The organism is Chitinibacter fontanus (assembly GCF_013423785.1).
Classification (GTDB): domain Bacteria; phylum Pseudomonadota; class Gammaproteobacteria; order Burkholderiales; family Chitinibacteraceae; genus Chitinibacter; species Chitinibacter fontanus.
On sequence record NZ_CP058952.1, the window covers coordinates 979,733 to 997,609 of the forward strand.

A 17,877-nucleotide genomic window follows, 5' to 3' on the forward strand; every position below is an offset into this window, starting at 1 on the left:
GATGGGATTAGATACTGTTGAGTTAGTCATTTGCATTGAAAAAGAATTTGCTATCCACATCGCGGATCAGGATGCTGCGCAGATTTTTACCGTTGGCCAACTGTGTGCGTACATCGAGTTATGCCAATTCACCGCGCATGGTTTTGCGGTGGCAAGTCAAGACAGTATTTATCGGCGCGTCGTTCAAATTCTGGTCGGTGAATTTGGAATTCCAGCCAAAAAGATCAATCGTTCAGCACGCTTTATCGATGATCTGGGCCTCGATTAATGCGTCATTGGTGAAAACTGGATACACACAACACCACTCTATCCAATTGTTTATAAAAACAATTATTTAACCTCATCGTCATTCATGAATTAAGCAAGCAAGCTAATTCCCAATTGTCATGACTAGCGGCATAGTGGCATTTCCTTTTCGGAGCCAGTTATGTTCAAACGTCTTAATCTGCTTGCCGCGCTGTTTCTACCACTCTTCGCCCACGCTGCGACTTTGCAGGTGCAAACCTGGCAAGGTGGCGCCAAGGGTGCGCATACGATTGCGCACGATGATTATTGCAGCCCTGTTACGTCTGGCATCGAGCAAAACGCCATTCCAATCCTGAACCAACGTGGCCTCAAAGCCAGCCTTGGCTTGATTGCAGGCTCATGCTCGGATGCACAGTGGCAAACGCTGAAAACCCGGATCAGCCAAGGCCATGAGCTGTTTAACCATACGCTCACCCATCGCGGCATGCTCGAACCCGGCTCGCTCGCGCCCATTAGTGACTGGGATAATGTCAAAGAAATCGTCAGCGCCCAGCAATTAGTCCTAAGCAAGCTCGGCTACACAATGCATTTTGTCGCCTTCCCTAGCGATTTAGCGACGCCTGAGGCCAAGGCCTTTGTGGAAGCAATGCCTGAGACGCTGGGCGTACGTGCGGCCAAGCATCTTTATGATGGTAAAGCTGCCGGGGTGAACGAAGCCGACGATCTACAAGCGATGTTTGTTAAATGGGATAGCTACTGGCGCGATGGCAAATGGTCACTGTATAAGCCTGCGCGCGGCAACATTTTGATTCAGCATGCGCAAGCGGCGATTGATGATGGCGTGTGGACATACGCAACGATGCACGGCGTCGCCGATGCGTCTTGGGAATCGGTACCAGTCGATCAGTACACCGCCTATGCCGACTTTCTCGCCGCTAAGGTCAAATCGGGAGAGCTGTGGGTAGCGGGCCCCAGTGATATTTTGCGCTACCAGATGACGCGCCAATACTGCCCTTTGCAATTAAGCGGCGACACCATCAAAGCCGATACCAGTGATGCGCGCTGCAAACGCTACGCCAGCCCCATTACCGTTGACATCAAGCTCGACGAACAACAGCAAGGCATTTTTACCCAACAAGGTAAAACCCTCACCAGCCAGCTCTTAGATAAAAAAACTGCCCGCTTGAGCGTCAACCCACTGCTTGGCGAGGTGAAAATAAAATAAGGGTATATGCCGCTAGAGCATAACCCAAATAACTTACCGGGCAATACCCAATGATGAGTGACTCTGATGCCGGTAGCGGAACACTCAAATCAAATAAAAGGATGGAGAATATGCAATCCAAGCAACTGAACCAAGCACTGGTGATCGCGCTGATCACCAGTGCTGGGTTTATGGCCAACACTGCTCACGCTTTAACCCTGCCCCCAACGCCAAGCAGCACCCCGAGCTATGCCAGCTGGAATAGCAGCACGGTCTACAACACCGCACAGCGGGTTAGCTACAACGGTGCAATCTATGAAGCACGCTGGTGGACGCAAGGCAATAACCCGGCCGAATCGGGTGAATGGGGGCCGTGGAAACTGATCTCTGGCTCACAGCCAACGCCAACCCCATCTGCCACGCCAATGGGCAATCAAGCCCCAAGTATTAGTTTTAGCACCAATACCAGCGTTAGCTGCCTGACTCCATTCGTTCTCAATGCCACGGCCAGTGATAGTGATGGCAGCGTGAGCAAGGTTGAATTCTTTGTCGACAACGCCCTCGTCGGCAGCAAAACGAGCGCACCGTATGAGCTAACCGTGGCCAATAGCCCAACGTGTCAGGCGGGTAGCCAAAAGGTGATGTACGCGATCGCAACAGATAATCAAGGCTTGCAAACACGCTCAGCCAGCATCACCGTGAATATCATTAGCGATGTGCCGCCAACGCCTAATCCAACACCGATTTCAAGCTACCCGAGCTGGGATAGCAAGGTCGCGTACACCACGGGTCAGCGTGTCGCGTACAACGGCCGTGCTTTCGAAGCCAAATGGTGGACGCAAGGCCAAACGCCGAATGCGGCCGATCAGTGGGGGCCATGGAAAGATCTGGGTCTGCTTGTAACCCCAACGCCAACGGCCAGCCCGACCGCCACGCCTTTGCCGACGCCGTGCGTCCCTCTCTGCAATACGACTCCGAGCCCAACACCGTCAGCAACGCCAAGCCCAAGTCCAACTGCCACGCCAGTGATCACAGCTTCACCAAGCCCAACCCCAAGCGCCACCCCTAACGGCTCAGGTGCGGTGAGTTCGGTTCAAGTGAGCACATGGAAAAATGGCGCGAAAGGCGCGTATTCCTTGGTGCACGACGATTACTGCTCGATGTATTACGCCAACGATCCGTATATCAAGATTATTGATCCGGAGTTGACCAAGCGCGGCCTCGTCGCCAGCTTTGGCATGATCACCAGCAATTGCTCGGATCAACACTGGGCGGCAGCGAAAGAGTTTATGGCGCATGGCCATGAAATCGTTAGCCACAGCCGTAGCCACCCGAATCCGTATATTCCAGATGCCAGCCTAGAAACGGAAATGAACGGCGCAACAGCGGATATGGCCGCCAAACTTGATGGTTACAAGCCGAGCTACTTTATCTGGCCGGGTGATGTGGCATCGACAAAAGCGATCGAGTTCCTGAAAGCGCAGCCTAACTTCATTGGCGGGCGTGCAACACACTTGGTCGATGGCTCTGGCCCAAACAATGCCGTTGATTACACGACGATGCCAGCCGGCGTGAACCCAGCCAACTTTGATAATCCGTATCGCATCAAGTGGGACTTGTTCACCGCCGATGGCAAATGGTCGCTGTATCCAATGGGTAGCGAGATCTTGAATCTGCACATTGATGCGGCCATCAACCAAGGCGGCTGGGCAACGCGTACTTCGCACAGCGTGGATACTGGCTATTACGAAACAATTCCGCTTGATCGCTACACCAAACACCTCGACTACGCCAAAGCCAAAGTCGATGCCGGTGAGCTGTGGATGGATACCCCATCGAATGTGATCAAGTATCGCTATGCACGTGACTTCTGCAAATTGATCGTGCCGAGCGTAACGCCACTGTCTTCAGTGAGTTTTGACACCAGCGCGGCGGAATGTAAAAAATACGCGACACCAATCACGCTGCAAGTGAAAGCCATCTACCAAGGTGGTGGTTTGAGCGCGCAACAAAATGGCAAAGCGTTAGTTGTGAAAAAAGGTGCCAACGAGACTTACTTTGTGACCGCCGATCCACTTGCTGGCGCAGTGAGTTTTGCCTACTTTATGCCGTAAACTTTCCCCGCCCTGCTACTGCGCCAGTAACAGGGCTGTACAAGCACACGCTTGAGCATTGCCCCTCACGCTTAATATGCCATTGAGCGTGAGGGGATTTTTTCATTTCCGACACTGTGCTAACCTGCGCCTCTGATTGAAATACGCCGCTTGGCCAAATTGCTGTGGTTACCATCAAGAAACGCAACGTCATTACCGTCACTGATTTAGGTCGCACGGAAACTTGGGTTAAATATTACAACGGGCTGTGCTCCGATTGTGTCGGCAGCTGCTGTACGATGCCCGTAGAAGTCAAAATCGTCGATTTAATCCGCATGGGCGTGGTCGATGAATTTGACGCCGTTGAGCCGGCCAAAAACATCGCGAAACGCCTGATGAAAGCCCGCATTATTGAGCATTTCAATTTCAAAAACGAAATCTACACGCTGGCGCGCCGCAGCAATAATGACTGCATCTATCTCGATGCCAACACGCGCCTTTGTACAATTTACGAAAACCGCCCTAATACCTGCCGCAAACATCCACAAGTGGGGCCACGACCAGGCTACTGTGCCTACAACCAAAAACGCTAGCCAGTATTGCCTGCAAAGCCAATACTATATTTACCCCTAGCAATATACCCAGTTCTTTATTGAGGTTTTCTTACCCCTGTCGTCTAAAAATTGGGCGCTTGGCTAGCACTTGGGGTTGACTGACATGGCTTCTTCAAATAATGCGGCCGCCATATGGCGGCCGAGTTTGCGATTGATGAGCAATTCAAATATCACAAATTATTAGAATAATTCTTCCCCACCACTCTCAATATCGCTTTGCGGCAAGGTATCGTAAAACACCATCTGGTTACGCCCACCCTCTTTGGCGGCATAGAGCGCCAAATCCGCACGCCCAAGCGTAATACTCAACACTTCATAAGGCCGAATATCGGTAATTCCACCACTAATGGTCACTTGGCCGATTTGAGGGAAATGATGGCGTTCAACTTTTTTGCGAAAGCGCTCCAGTGCCAGCAGTGCGCCATCCCGAGTTTGTGGGCCCAAGATAATCACAAACTCCTCACCACCGAAGCGAAACAAACGATCATTGGCTCGAAAGCAACCGCGCATCAATTGCGCCATAATCAGCAATACTTCATCGCCATATAAATGGCCTAAGCGGTCATTGATGCGCTTGAAATGGTCGATATCCAGCACCACCAAAAAATAGTACGCCATCCCATTTTCTTGCCGTCGCCCTGCCTTGAGTGGCTGCACACCGGGAAGGTTTTGCAAGGCGGTGACAATCTTGAAAAACTGCCGCTCCAAGGTTTTACGATTAAGTAACCCCGTTAAAGTATCGGTTTCACCATAATCGAGCAGGGCGATGTGGTTTTCATAAATACGCGCCATGCCTTGCAACATTCGGAAATCCGATGGCACCAGCCCTTTACTCAGGCGTAAATCCAACAAGGCATACACCTCAGTTTGTCGATGCAACCCTAAAATAACTCGGCTGCCATTGGCATCCATTTGTAAGGCGCTTTCAGAAACCAAGGCTCCGTGCAGTAGCGGATCAACCTCATGCTCCTGAACTGAATCTGGGTTATTCAAACTTTCGGCCGAATGTTGCCGGATCCCGTTTTCATCAAACTCAACCAATAATCCTAAACGGCGCTGCTTGGGCCCGCTTAAAGTGCGATAAAACCGCAATGAAACGCAAGGCAGCATCTCAAATAAGGTGAGGCACATACTGACAGCCAGATCGTCACGATCAATCAGCCCGGTAAACTCGGCCAAAGATTGCACTAGATCCTGCGGTGATTTAGAGGTAAGCGACATATGCAGAGCGTTTCGATAGAGATACCGACTCTCACCATAGTCACCGCAAAGCTTAGCAGCAAACTTTGATTAACTGCGGGCCAGCTCAACGGAATCGTATTGCACAAACCAATGCGGAAAATCCTGCCGAATCCGTGGTAAATACTGGCGGGCAATTGGTATCACTTCATCTGCAATCAACACGCACCAGCCTTCGCGCCCGCGTTTTTGTGCCGCGCGAACTTTTTTCGGGTTGATCAAATACGAGCGATGTACCTGAATTAATAAGCTGTCATCAAAGTACAAACGAATCGCCCGCAAGCGCAAAGTGATATAGCTTGGCGCTCGGAGGTCTTGCGCCACAATGGCGCTATAACCTTTTTCTGCGCGGATAAATTGCAATTTATCGCGCCGCGAGGCGATTTCATATAATTCGGACAGCAATTGTGGCTGGCGCCCTAGCTCATACAAGGAATGCCTAACTCGATGCAACTGATCCAGCACACTCTGAAAATAACTACGATCAGCCTCGGTGAGCTGCGAGTGAAATTGGATTTTGAGCTGATAATCATCCAGCTCCGTATTGAGCTGCTGCGCGGGATAATCCGGTGGCGCTGAATGTGACTCAGATGCAGATAATTGCTCATCCAGCTGAAGTAACTCGGTCGCATGCACTAGCGGATCATTTGCTAAAAATTGCATGGTCACTTCCAGCATTTTTTCCAAGCTGCGCTGCTCGGCCAGGCGCTGACTGAACTGGCTAAATGCCACGACCCGACTAATATCGGGCGCAGGAGAAACACGTGGCGCGGCAAGCTGCGGATCGGCTGGTGCCGAGAAGGAAGCTGGCGGCTCAACAACCCGCAGTTCAACCGCCCGGGGTTGTAGCACATTGAACTGCCAAGCGATCCGGTCACTGGCCTCGTGTAAATCATGCCAGCGAGTATCAAACACCGCCGGGGCCGCTTGCTTAAGATGCATTAACTGAGCTAATTGCACCGGCAAATCTTCGACGAGATCTTTCACCTGCCGAACATTGAGCCATTGCAATTGCTCTTGTTGACGTCGGCGGTGCGCCACAACGACAGAGCCAACCCCCAGCAGTAGCAGCAAAGCCAGCAATGCGCCTAGAGCCAGCTCCACCCACGCGGGGTGATGTTGCCACCATAAATCTACGTCATGTTGCAACGCGCGAATCGGATGGATTTCGCGTTCAATTTGCCGTAATAAACTATTGGCACTGGCATCACTGGTAATCTCCCACAAACCCAGCCCCAATAAATCGCGCTGGTTGACGTAGGCCAATTTGGCAGCCAAGGCCCGTGGGGTTTCAATGCTGATAAATTGCTGCCGGGTTGGGCTATAAAAATAGTTGGCCTGCGCTACCTCATCCCAATATTCCACAAAACCTTGGCCTTGCTTGAGCGCCGCTATTTCATCTTGCCCAAACACCCCGGTTGGGCCGGTTTGCGCGTTATCCCACGAGCCCATACTCACACCGCCATGCGGCTGGCCAAAGCCATTATTCTGCGCTTTTACGCCATTGAAACTCACCCCCTGACTAGGAATCATCACCGCCAATTGTTTGGCAGGCAACCCCATACCCAGCAGGGTATCCACTGCTAGATCAATACTTAATTTGCCTTCAGGCATATACAACGGGGATTTATGCGAAGTTTTTGGGCTCCAAGCTCCGACCAGATCAGTAGCTAACAGCATCACATAATCACACTGCGCAGCCAGTTTTTGCCAGGGAACTTGTTCGAGTTGCGCAGGCTGCATCCCCGCGCTAACGCCAATAATCAATTTGGGCTGCGCGGCACGTAGCTCGGCAACAAACCGCAATAGATTTTCGCCATCTTGCGGGCCCGCGGAATTGCCATCGCGGCCACCGCCGCCCGGATAGCGCCAATCCACCTCAATGCCATCGAAGCCATGCCGTTGTAAAAATTGTAGCGTCGATTGCACCGCCGTACGCCGTAAAACCGGATCAGCCAATACGCTCGAAAAATGGGTGGAATAATTCCAGCCGCCCACCGCCAACACGGTTTTTAGCTGTGGATAGTGCGGCTTCAGTGATTTAAGCAAGGCATAATTGCCTCGCAACAAAGTGCCATCGGCTTGTGTGTAGGGTTTATTAAGATCGGCAAACGCATCACCAGCCTGTAGCTGGCCTTGTGCGTCAAACACTGCAAATGAATAGGTTAGCTGATCGAGCCGAGACAGCGGCAAATCAGCCATCGCCTTGGTCTGGCTATAGCTAACCCAAAACGGATAATAAGCAAACACGCGTTTAGCAGCCTGCACGGGCAGCGCCAGCAGGCTAAAAAACGCGCATAAAATGAGTACCTTGCGCATCACTCCTCCTAATCACGATCTTTTTTATCGGTGTGCCGTGATTTGAGGGGTAGCTTACAAGTTTATCGCTCGATTGACCATGAAATGCCCGACAGACTGGCAGAACGGCTGCCCAACTGTGGCAAATTGTCACGGGCATGATAACTAAAGACCAATGAGTATTTGGTGTTGGCCGTACTATTTCGGCTAGCCGCATGAAAAGTACGTGCATCAAACAGCACCACATCACCCGCTACTAGGGTAGGAAACTCGGCTTGACTCACCCACGGTGCTGCTGCCGGATGCTCAGGTAGCAAAAACTCGCGCTCATCAAACGCAGTATCCGGAAAGCTCGCTAGGTGCGAGCCTGCAATAAATCCCAATCCACCATTGGCAGGCGATTCGTCACCCAGCGCCAACCAGCTTGAAACCAACTCTGGCCGCGCAAAACGCCAATAGCGTACATCTCGGTGCCACAAGGTATCACTACTGAAACTGGGCTGTTTGGTCATCAGACTATTGTGATGCGCCTGCGTCAATGTGATGTCAGCACTGCTGATCAATCGAGCTATCAATTGCAATAAATTATGCTGCCCTGCCCAATTCAGGAACACCGCATCGCGAGCGGCCATGCCACGCAAACGCCGAATTGTGGCGCCGCCTTGCTCATCACTTGATTTGGGGGCGCCGGGATAACCCAATTCAGCCTCCAACTCTAAGGGGGGCAAGCGCAATTCGAGCTGGCGCATCGCTTCGGCGCGTATCGCCGCAACTTGTTCTGCTGGTGCAAACCCACGCAAGACCACAACACCATCACGGCCAAACGCGGTCGCAATTGCATTCAAATCGCTAAAATCGGCAAAAGAAGTAATCGACACAAGCATCAATCCAAATATTGGAAGATGATTGTACTGTATTGCGCAATGAAAAGTGTATCTAGGGAAAGCGCCAGTTTGGCTTGGGTGTAGCAAAGCGCGGCTTACCCCCAATAAAAAAGCCGCAGTAAAACTATGCGGCTTTTTTATTGATTTGGGTTTTACGGTTGCTTTAGCGAATCAATGGCGCCGTACTTAATTGCAACGTAAGGTCTTACTCGAACCCGAGTTTACTGATTCACTGTAATCACGGCCTCTGCAACTGTAATCAATCCGCGCATTTTTTGGTTTACCAGGCGCAGGATTACCGCACCAATCATCGTGGGCAGTAAAGGTATAACTTGAACGCCCTTCTGCTTCGCGCGCTAACGCTTCGGTAAAATCACAGGTTCGGTTGTAATTACCATAAGTAGCCGAATTTATTCTGAGGCCACGTCCAGAAGACGACCAGCCGCCACCTGAATCATTATTATTGCCGCCGCCCATCATCCGTACCGCTTCGCGAAAACCATCGCGAAACCCCTCTTGATACTGAGAGCTTCGCCCACGCATCATGTCATCGGGCACCCGAGGGTCCGCATGAACAGTCGCCGCAAGCAAGGCGGTGACCATGCAAATTGCTAAGAGAGATTTCTTCATGATAACTCCACATTAGAAATATTGATTTGAGATTGAGGAGTAAATACCAACCAATACATCACGCCAGTTTCAAGTAAAAACAGACCATAAGCAAGTTACTAAGCACACTCAAACATCCCGTTGCCATAGACATGCAGCCACAACATTTGCCCGATTATTCCTTAAACACCTGGCAAAGTAATCATCGCTTGCAAACCCCCTTCCGGGTGGTTACTTAGCAACAACTCACCACCGTGGGCCTGGATAATATTGCGAGCAATGCCAAGACCCAGCCCGTGACCATGACTATTACTGTGGCGGCCGTGCTCCAATCGCACATAAGGATCAAACAAGGTTTCCAGCGCTTCTTCCGGTACACCCGGGCCGTGGTCACGTATCACAATGACACGCTTGCCGACCCCCTCAAAGACACTGATTTCCGCACTGCGGCCATAATACAGCGCATTATCCAGCAAATTGCCGATTGCACGTTTAAGCGCCAGCGGCTTGCCCTGCACCCGCAAGCCACAACGGGTAAAGGCCACTTCATGCCCGGCTAAACGCGCATCGCGTACCATCCGCCCGAGCATCGCATCCAGACTAATCGAGGTGTGATTTTCGTGAATATCGCTATCGCGCACGCTTTGCAGCGCGCCTTTGACCATCATATCGAGCTCGTCGAGGTCTTCGTGAAACTCGGCGCGCGTCGCGTCATCATCCAGCATTTCGGTGCGTAGTTTCAGCCGCGTAATCGGCGTGCGCAAATCGTGGCTGATCGCAGTGAAGAGTTTTTCGCGATCTTCCAGATAGCGCACAATACGCTCGCGCATCGCGGCAAACGCCTGCGCGGTGCGAACAAATTCTACGCTGCCGGTTTCGGGCAGAATCGGCGACTCGCCTTTACCAAACGCCTCGGCAGCATTCGATAGCGCAGCCAGCGGCCCCGTAATCCACCGAGCAACCACCCAGCTCAGCAGTAAGACGGTTAGCAAGGTCACAAATTGTAGTAGCCAGCGCTCCGGCGGAAGTGGATCGCTATTTTCCAGAAAGAAGGGGTCTGGCATCAACGTCGCCAGATACAGCCATTGCCCGGGTTCAATTTGCGCCTGAATCACTAGAATCGGCGCGGGTCGTGGCTGGATCAGTAAGGTGTTTTTGATCCAATGATCGGGCAGCTCACTAATGAACGTGCCGGCGTTATTTACTGCCAATTGATCCGGCCAGGCAAAACTGACTTTTAAGGCATACAACTGCGGCAAACGCCCAATTACATCATGATGTATTGCCTGCAAGACCACATCTGCCAATGGATTGCGATCAATACTCTGGAGTTTTACTTCGGCATTATTGGCGCTGATAAAAAAACGCGTCCCGCCCATTTCCCGCATTTGCTCGATCACCAGTTGGCGATAATTGAGCGGCAAGCTATGAAAGTACTGAATCGCGCTAATTGCGCCAGCAGCGACATGCAATGATGCCTGCCGCACTTCCTGCTCGGATTTTCCCTTGAGGTATGTCGCCCAAATCAAGTTGCCTAGTAGCTGAGAGGCTAATACCCCCAGTGTCATCACCAACAGAAAACGTGCTAGCAAGCTGGCGGGAAGTAAACGCTCAAACCAGCGTGGCGCTCGGCGCCCAATCCAGCGCCACAACCAGCGATCAGCTTGCCGCCCCATCCAATTGCGCCAAGCTGACGGTTTGGTTTTAGGGCTAGCTAGCTCCTGCCCGGCCTCAAACATGGCCGCCGTTACACGGGGCTCAGACATTACTCAGGCTCACCTCAGCCGATAGCACATAGCCCGCACCGCGCACGGTTTTAATCAGACTCGGCTGCTTGCCATTATCGGATAGGCGCTGGCGCAGACGGCTCACCTGCACATCGAGCGAGCGGTCCAGCGGGCCAATATCGCGGCCGCGGGTTTCTTCGGCCAATTGGCTGCGATCGAGAATTTGCCCTGGATGCTCAAGGAAAAACTTCAACAGCTGGAAATCCAGCCCGGTGAGTTTGACCGAGTCGCCACTCGGAGACTGCAAGGTGCGCTCAACTGTATCAAGCGTAAAGCCCACAAAGCGGTAATAGCGCCCGCCGGTATTGGTGTTATCCAAACCAGCACGCCGATGAATCGCTTTAATGCGCGCCAACAGCTCGCGTGGGTTGTACGGTTTGGCAATGTAATCATCCGCGCCCAATTCCAGCCCCACAATCCGATCGGTATCATCCGAGCTGGCGGTGAGCATAATGATAGGCACATTGCATTGCTTGCGTACCGCCTGACAGAGCACAAAGCCATCAGTATCGGGCAGCATGACATCCAGAATCACCAAGCTCAACTCATCGCGAAAACGCTCGAACTCCTGATGAAAGCTCTCGCCATCATGCGCCAGCCGAACATCATACTGATTGCGCTCAAGGTAGGCCTTGAGCAGCATGCGCGTTTTTTGGTCATCATCGACGATCAGAATTTTCCGCGTCATTCATTATTTCCTTCTTGAATATTGAGCGCCCTAACCATCGCCGACATGCGCTGCTGATTGTCAGACACGCTAATACTGTCATCGAGATAGAACTTCTGGATTTGCGCCACGATGGCGTCTTTAAATTTTTCATCAGTAGCCATGCGATGCACCAGGCTAGGCGCTTGCACCTGCTTACCACGGTTAAACGTTTGCCATGAGCTAGCGGCACAGCGATCGAGCGCCGCCACTGCTTTACGATCCAAATCACGCAACACCGGCACCGAACCCTTGATGCGGTTATAGCCTTGTTGGACCGCTGGTGACAGCATCATTTGCGCCATTTTCTCCTGTACGCCCTGCTGGGTGTAATCACCAGTAAACATCACAAAGGTATCAATGCTATAGAGGTGATAATTTTGCGTATTGGGCACGGTAGTACACGCAAAATCGCTATCAAGTTTTTGCCCCATCGTGAGCAATTCACCTTTAAACCAATCCCCCATAATCACCATCCCAACCTGACCATTGGCCAATTGCTGGGCGATTTCGGTCCAAGTTTGCTCGCGCACCGCTTTGTTATTACCAAAAGTGGTATAGGCACGCATCTGGCGCAGCCGATTTAGCGCACGGGCAAAACGTGGATCTAGATATGCAGTGGCGGAACGATTCACAAATAAATCGCGATAAAAACTGGGCCCACCTTCGGCCAGCACCAGCGTTTCAAACAAAGTGGCCACTTGCCACGCTTCGGTACTCTGCCCTAATGGCGTAATATTGGCGGCCGCTAAACGCAGTGCAGCGCGCTTGAAATCATCCATCGTGCGCGGCTCAGCCAAACCAAGCTGGCGAAACAATTTGACGTTGTAATACAGATTATTAATCCGGTGCACCCCCAAAGGGGCCGCAACGGTATGCTCACGATGCTGCAATAATTGCTGCACCGTAGGTGACAGCGTTTTGTTCCAGGCATTCGCTTTAGCCACATTATCCAGCTCAAGGATCAGCCCTAAATCGGCCCATTCGGCAATGGCCGGGCCAATTAGCTGCGCCACAGACGGCTGCTTGCCTGCCAGTACGCGACTTTTTAGTACTCGCATTGCGCCGATGCCACCACCACCGGGGATTGCAGCGTCATGCCATTCAATTTTGTCTTCCAACAGTTTGTTTTGCAAAAAACGCGCCGCGCCGCGCTCACTGGCGGAAGTCCACCAATGCAAGACATCTACCGATTCGGCACCGTAGGCCTGCGTACACAACAGTAAGCCTAGGGCAGTGATTTTTGCTTTGTATTCAAACACCTGTTGTTTACTCCACCAAGATGGCATGACTATAACGTAAGCAAGGGAAGAAAATTGTAAAAAAACATCTCATTCTCTTACCGAACCCTAACACAGCTCAAGGCGCAATAATCTCATTGAACCCTTATTTTCACTCAGTTGTCCCTAGTTGGCGATGCGGGCTTTCGTTAACATTTGTAATTGAATAAATTGCACTACACAAAACAAAAATCGACATTAATCATTAAAAATCAATAGTTTATATTTTTTTATCGCTGTAAAACCCCTGAAATAGTGTCACATCCAAGCACGTGATAATTTCCTTGCACCGTGGCAAAAGATCACGGCTAACTCAAGGATATTCGATCATGCATAACACGCTTTACCAAGCATCAGTACGCACCACACTCGTTGCAGCACTCTTGGCCGCCAGCGCGGCACAAGCGGGCACCGTCACCATTGAATCTTGGCGCGTTGATGACAAAACGCTCTGGGAAGATGTCTTGATTCCCGCGTTCCAAAAGAAAAACCCTGGCATTCAGGTCAAATTCGCTCCGACCGCACCGACCGAATACGATTCATCGCTCACGGCACGCCTCACGGGTGGCACCGCTGGCGATCTGATCACCTGCCGCCCATTTGATAAATCGCTGACGCTGTTTAAACAAGGTCAGCTGGAAAAACTCGATGGCAAAGCCGGCATGGAAAACTTCCCAGCCTCAGCCAAAGTGGCTTGGCAAACGGATGACGGTAAAGACACCTACTGTATGCCGATGGCTTCGGTGATTCATGGTTTCTTTTATAACAAGAAAATGTTTAAAGAATTGAATCTGGCCGTACCAAAAACCCAAGCTGAATTCTTTACCGTACTGGAAGGCTTGAAAAAAGCGGGTAAAACGCCAATCGCGCTGGGCACAGCTGATCAGTGGGAATCAAATCAGATCGTATTCACTAGCATTGGTGCTAACTACTGGAAAGGCGAAGAAGGCCGTAAAGCGCTGATCGCCGGTAAAGCCAAATTTACCGACCCGCAATTTGTGGCCGCGTGGGACCAGATGGCCAAGTGGGGCCCGTATCTGAGTAAAGGCGCATCAGCCCAAACTTATGCCGATAGCCAAAACTTGTTCGCGATGGGCAAAGCCGGCATCTACCCAGCCGGCTCATGGGATATTGCTTATTTCAACCAGCAAGGCCTGGATTTCGGCGCCTTCCCACCCCCAGTGGCCAAAGCCGGCGACAAATGCCAGATTTCGGATCACACCGACATCGGCATGGGCGTAAATCCGAAAGGCAAAAACAAAGCCGACGCGTATAAATTCCTCGCGTGGCTCGGCTCACAAGAGTTTGCCGATCTGTATACCAACAAAGTCACCGGCTTCTTCTCATTGTCGAATCACCTAATTAGCGTGAAAGACCCTGTGGCCAAACAAATGATCGACTGGCGTAAAACCTGCAGCTCAACCATTCGCCTGAACGCGCAGATCATGAATCGCGGCGAGCCAGCGATGGAAAACGAGTTGTGGAATGTGAGCTCGCAAGTCTTGAACGGCAAAATGGCGCCAAAAGATGCCGCAGCCAAAATCCAGACTGGCTTTGCCAAATGGTATAAGCCACAACAAAAATAAACTCAAGGGGTATTGCTATCAGTCCTAACTCTGGATTGGTTCATTGCACAATACCCCCGGTTTATCGACGGTAAAACCACCGTCGCGCTGCCGCGAAAATTGCGGATTGGCTAGCTACAGTGCATTGCTCATCGCACTGTGGATCGCCCAAGTAAGCAAGGATAGCGCAGCCTCTTTGATCTCCTCCTCTCACTCTTCAAGTGAGTGTTGGCCGGCGGTGGTTTCATCCACCATCGTCGGCCCTTTTTATGCCTGAAAATCTGCTCCGACCATTGCTGCTACGCGTGGAATGGGCTGGTTTTGTTTTTTGTTTGGGAGCCTGCGATGAAACGCATGCCATGGCATATTGCCGTCTTTCTCGCCCCAGCCGTGTTGGTGTATTCGGTGTTCAGCGCTTTGCCGCTGCTCGATACCCTGCGGCTGGGCTTTTACGCCACCACCGATACCGGCAGCACCCATTTTGCCGGGCTCAGTAATTACCTGACCATCCTCACCGATCCGGCCTGGTCGGCCGCGTTCTGGAATGCGATGTGGAATAACTGCAAGTTTTTCTTCATCCATTTGCTGATCCAAAACCCAATTGGCCTCGTGCTCGCCACGCTGCTCTCGCTCAAGGGCCTGAAAGGCGCGCGCCACTATCGCACGTTGATTTTCCTGCCGACACTCTTATCGGTGGTGATTATTGGCTTTATCTGGCAGCTGATTCTGTCGCCACTGTGGGGCGTGTCGGAAGGCTTGATGGCCAAGGTGGGCCTCGGGGATTATTTCGCGCCGTGGCTCGGGCAGGAAAGCAGCGCGCTGATTACGCTGGCGCTGATTTCGGTGTGGCAGTTTGTCGGGATTCCGATGATGCTGATTTACGCCGCGCTGCTGGCTGTGCCAGAAGACATCGTCGAGGCCGCACACGTCGAAGGCGCTTCGGCGTGGCGCATTTTCTGGGAAATCAAACTGCCGCTGATTTTACCGACGCTGGGCCTCGTCACCATCCTGACCTTTGTTGGTAACTTCAATGCCTTTGATCTGATTTACTCAGTCAAAGGCGCCATCGCCGGCCCGAACTACAGCACCGACATTCTCGGCACGCTGTTTTACCGCACCTTCTTTGGCTACCAAAGCCAGGTCGGCAGCCCAACCATGGGCGCGGCCGTGGCCACGCTAATGTTCTTGGTCATCCTCGCCGGGGTGGGAACGTATTTCTATTTCGTGCAGCGCAAGCTGACACGTTACGAGCTGTGAGGCTGTGCGATGAAAACTCATAAAATCACCCGACCGCTCTCCAGTGCCGGCGTGCATCTGGTGCTGGGCGGCTACACGCTGTTGGCGCTGTTTCCGATCCTCCTGATTCTGATTAATGCCTTTAAAAGCCGCGCCGGCATTTTTGACGACCCGCTGGCGCTGCCGACGGCTGAAACGTTTTTCCTCGGTGGCTTTGAAAAGGTCATCGCCAAATCGCATTTCATGCTGTATTTCGGCAACAGCCTGACGGTCACACTGGTATCGCTGGCGCTGATTTTGCTGTTTGGCGCCATGGCCGCCTGGGCGCTGGCGGAATATAAATTCCGTGGCAATCGCCTGCTGGCGCTGTATCTGGCCATCGGCATTATGGTGCCGATTCGCTTGGGCACCGTGTCGATCCTCGAGCTGATTGTGAAGTTTGATCTGATCAACACCCTCACCGCGCTGATCTTGGTCTACACCGCGCAGGGCTTGCCGCTGGCGATCATGATTTTGAGCGAATTTATCGCCCAGATTCCGAAAGAGCTGAAAGAAGCGGCGCGCTGCGATGGCGTCGGTGAATTCAAGATTTTCTTCCAGATCATCTTGCCGCTGATTCGCCCTGCCGTTGCGACGGTGGCGGTGTTTACCATGATTCCGGTCTGGAATGATCTGTGGTTCCCGCTGATTCTGGCGCCGGGTGAAGAAACCCAAACCGTCACGCTGGGCGTGCAGCAGTTTATCGGGCAGTACGTTACTGACTGGAATTCGGTGCTGGCCAGCCTGAGCCTGGCGGTGATTCCGGTGCTGATTATGTACATGATCTTCTCGCGCCAACTGATCCGTGGCTTGACCTCGGGCGCGGTGAAATAAAGGTATTGCTCTCTGAGCTAAATGAATATTGATCTGGGTGAACATACCCCAGCAAAGGAATACATCATGGCAACAGTAAAACTGAATAATCTATCCAAATCCTACGATGGCAAAGCCAAGGTCTTGGATGGCATTAACCTCGACATCAAACACGGCGAATTTGTGGTGCTGGTTGGCCCATCGGGCTGCGGCAAATCCACGCTGCTGCGCATGCTGTGTGGGCTGGAATCGATTACCGGTGGCGAATTATCGATTGGCGACACGGTGGTAAACGATCTGCCTCCGGCCGAGCGCGGCATCGCCATGGTGTTTCAAAGCTATGCGCTGTACCCGCACATGAGCGTGTACAAAAATATGGCTTTCGGCCTGAAAATCGCTGGCGAGAGCAAAAGCCAGATCGATGCGCGCATTAAAAATGCCGCCAAGATTCTGAAAATCGATCACCTGCTCGAACGTCTGCCGCGCGAACTATCGGGCGGTCAGCGCCAGCGCGTGGCGATTGGCCGTGCGATTGTGCGCGAGCCAAAGCTATTTCTGTTTGACGAGCCACTCTCCAATCTGGACGCCGCACTGCGCGTACAAACCCGGCTAGAAATCGCCAAACTGCACCGCGAGCTGAACGCCACCATGGTGTATGTGACGCATGATCAGGTCGAAGCGATGACACTGGGCGACAAAATCGTGGTGATGCACGATGGGCATATCCAGCAAGCCGGTACGCCGCTGGAGCTGTATCAACAGCCGGCCAATCTATTTGTCGCCACCTTTATCGGCTCGCCGAAGATGAATTTACTCAAAGGTCGAGTGATTGCGGTCAACGAGCATGGCGCGCACATTGCACTCAAAGGTGGGCAGGAAATTCACGCCACCGTTGATGCCAGCCGCCTCAAAGCCAATGACGAGGTGACCGTTGGCATCCGTGCGGAACACATTCTGGAAGGCAATGTGGGTGATGAGTCCTTCACTGGCACCGTCAATTTGGTTGAACATTTGGGCGAAGCCAATTACCTGTATTTAACATTGGCCAACGGCGATGACATTGTGGTGCGTGGCGATGGCGAGCGTGAAGTGGCGATTGGCAGCGCAATTACAATTAGCACGGCCAGCAGCTCATTTCACGTGTTTGATGCCGATGGCCAAGCATTGCGCCGCCTAAAACCAGGCAATATGCGCTCTTCACGCCACGGCTAGATCAGCGCTTGCGTGGCGGCATAGCATCAGATGGGCAACTGCGCTATGCTGC

Annotated in this window: 15 protein-coding genes; 8 read left to right on the forward strand and 7 right to left on the reverse strand. The window is 52.2% G+C overall.

The window, feature by feature from the left end:
• The first annotated feature begins 1 nt into the window (after position 1).
• The 4 genes from HZU75_RS04675 (at position 2) to HZU75_RS04690 (ending at position 4,136) form a co-directional block, all read left to right on the forward strand.
• Positions 2-268, forward strand: a complete 267-nt coding sequence (locus HZU75_RS04675) for an acyl carrier protein (RefSeq protein WP_180308014.1) — start codon at positions 2-4, stop codon at positions 266-268.
• Positions 269-427: 159 nt separating this feature from the next.
• Positions 428-1,471: a polysaccharide deacetylase family protein gene (locus HZU75_RS04680; protein ID WP_180308015.1), complete on the forward strand. Its 1,044-nt coding sequence runs from the start codon at positions 428-430 to the stop codon at positions 1,469-1,471.
• A 110-nt stretch (positions 1,472-1,581) separates the two neighbouring features.
• Positions 1,582-3,564: a carbohydrate-binding protein gene (locus HZU75_RS04685; protein WP_228028193.1), complete on the forward strand. Its 1,983-nt coding sequence runs from the start codon at positions 1,582-1,584 to the stop codon at positions 3,562-3,564.
• Between the two features lie 245 nt (positions 3,565-3,809).
• A complete protein-coding gene (locus HZU75_RS04690) occupies positions 3,810-4,136 on the forward strand; it encodes a YkgJ family cysteine cluster protein (protein WP_265575744.1) in 327 nt (108 codons plus the stop codon).
• A 201-nt stretch (positions 4,137-4,337) separates the two neighbouring features.
• On the opposite strand, the gene HZU75_RS04695 is transcribed toward HZU75_RS04690, so the two are convergent.
• The 7 genes from HZU75_RS04695 to HZU75_RS04725 all read right to left on the reverse strand — a co-directional run bounded on the left by HZU75_RS04695 (position 4,338) and on the right by HZU75_RS04725 (position 12,969).
• On the reverse strand, positions 4,338-5,378 hold the full coding sequence (locus HZU75_RS04695; RefSeq protein ID WP_180308017.1) for a GGDEF domain-containing protein: 1,041 nt from the start codon (positions 5,376-5,378) through the stop codon (positions 4,338-4,340).
• A 69-nt stretch (positions 5,379-5,447) separates the two neighbouring features.
• Complete coding sequence (locus tag HZU75_RS04700) at positions 5,448-7,715, reverse strand: glycosyl hydrolase family 18 protein (protein ID WP_180308018.1); 2,268 nt, start codon at positions 7,713-7,715, stop codon at positions 5,448-5,450.
• Positions 7,716-7,777: 62 nt separating this feature from the next.
• Positions 7,778-8,572, reverse strand: a complete 795-nt coding sequence (locus HZU75_RS04705; RefSeq protein WP_180308019.1) for a phytanoyl-CoA dioxygenase family protein — start codon at positions 8,570-8,572, stop codon at positions 7,778-7,780.
• Positions 8,573-8,764: 192 nt separating this feature from the next.
• Entirely contained in the window at positions 8,765-9,208 is a 444-nt protein-coding gene (locus tag HZU75_RS04710; RefSeq protein WP_180308020.1) for a hypothetical protein, read from the reverse strand.
• Between the two features lie 161 nt (positions 9,209-9,369).
• A complete protein-coding gene (locus HZU75_RS04715; protein WP_228028195.1) occupies positions 9,370-10,953 on the reverse strand; it encodes an ATP-binding protein in 1,584 nt (527 codons plus the stop codon).
• The gene (locus HZU75_RS04720) at positions 10,946-11,662 is read right to left on the reverse strand and encodes a response regulator (RefSeq protein ID WP_180308021.1); all 717 of its coding nucleotides are present in this window, start codon (positions 11,660-11,662) and stop codon (positions 10,946-10,948) included. Before HZU75_RS04720 ends, HZU75_RS04715 begins: the two co-directional genes overlap by 8 nt.
• Entirely contained in the window at positions 11,659-12,969 is a 1,311-nt protein-coding gene (locus tag HZU75_RS04725; protein ID WP_180308022.1) for an ABC transporter substrate-binding protein, read from the reverse strand. The genes HZU75_RS04720 and HZU75_RS04725 overlap by 4 nt, the downstream gene beginning before the upstream one ends.
• Positions 12,970-13,289: 320 nt before the next feature.
• Here HZU75_RS04725 and HZU75_RS04730 point away from each other — a divergent pair, with 320 nt between their 5' ends.
• The 4 genes from HZU75_RS04730 to HZU75_RS04745 all read left to right on the forward strand — a co-directional run bounded on the left by HZU75_RS04730 (position 13,290) and on the right by HZU75_RS04745 (position 17,825).
• A complete protein-coding gene (locus HZU75_RS04730) occupies positions 13,290-14,546 on the forward strand; it encodes an ABC transporter substrate-binding protein (RefSeq protein WP_180308023.1) in 1,257 nt (418 codons plus the stop codon).
• Between the two features lie 324 nt (positions 14,547-14,870).
• Positions 14,871-15,782: a carbohydrate ABC transporter permease gene (locus HZU75_RS04735; protein WP_180308024.1), complete on the forward strand. Its 912-nt coding sequence runs from the start codon at positions 14,871-14,873 to the stop codon at positions 15,780-15,782.
• Between the two features lie 9 nt (positions 15,783-15,791).
• The gene (locus HZU75_RS04740) at positions 15,792-16,634 is read left to right on the forward strand and encodes a carbohydrate ABC transporter permease (protein ID WP_180308025.1); all 843 of its coding nucleotides are present in this window, start codon (positions 15,792-15,794) and stop codon (positions 16,632-16,634) included.
• 21 nt (positions 16,635-16,655) lie between these two features.
• Positions 16,656-17,825: an ABC transporter ATP-binding protein gene (locus HZU75_RS04745; RefSeq protein ID WP_308419449.1), complete on the forward strand. Its 1,170-nt coding sequence runs from the start codon at positions 16,656-16,658 to the stop codon at positions 17,823-17,825.
• The last annotated feature ends 52 nt before the right edge of the window (positions 17,826-17,877 follow it).

Coding starts and splice junctions, on each gene's coding strand:
- HZU75_RS04730 (WP_180308023.1), top strand. CDS start 13,290: ATGCATAACACGCTTTACCAAGCATCAGTACGCACCACACTCGTTGCA.
- HZU75_RS04720 (WP_180308021.1), bottom strand. CDS start 11,662: ATGACGCGGAAAATTCTGATCGTCGATGATGACCAAAAAACGCGCATG.
- HZU75_RS04695 (WP_180308017.1), bottom strand. CDS start 5,378: ATGTCGCTTACCTCTAAATCACCGCAGGATCTAGTGCAATCTTTGGCC.
- HZU75_RS04685 (WP_228028193.1), top strand. CDS start 1,582: ATGCAATCCAAGCAACTGAACCAAGCACTGGTGATCGCGCTGATCACC.
- HZU75_RS04740 (WP_180308025.1), top strand. CDS start 15,792: ATGAAAACTCATAAAATCACCCGACCGCTCTCCAGTGCCGGCGTGCAT.
- HZU75_RS04675 (WP_180308014.1), top strand. CDS start 2: ATGGGATTAGATACTGTTGAGTTAGTCATTTGCATTGAAAAAGAATTT.
- HZU75_RS04735 (WP_180308024.1), top strand. CDS start 14,871: ATGAAACGCATGCCATGGCATATTGCCGTCTTTCTCGCCCCAGCCGTG.
- HZU75_RS04725 (WP_180308022.1), bottom strand. CDS start 12,969: ATGCCATCTTGGTGGAGTAAACAACAGGTGTTTGAATACAAAGCAAAA.
- HZU75_RS04745 (WP_308419449.1), top strand. CDS start 16,656: ATGAATATTGATCTGGGTGAACATACCCCAGCAAAGGAATACATCATG.
- HZU75_RS04710 (WP_180308020.1), bottom strand. CDS start 9,208: ATGAAGAAATCTCTCTTAGCAATTTGCATGGTCACCGCCTTGCTTGCG.
- HZU75_RS04700 (WP_180308018.1), bottom strand. CDS start 7,715: ATGCGCAAGGTACTCATTTTATGCGCGTTTTTTAGCCTGCTGGCGCTG.
- HZU75_RS04715 (WP_228028195.1), bottom strand. CDS start 10,953: ATGTCTGAGCCCCGTGTAACGGCGGCCATGTTTGAGGCCGGGCAGGAG.
- HZU75_RS04680 (WP_180308015.1), top strand. CDS start 428: ATGTTCAAACGTCTTAATCTGCTTGCCGCGCTGTTTCTACCACTCTTC.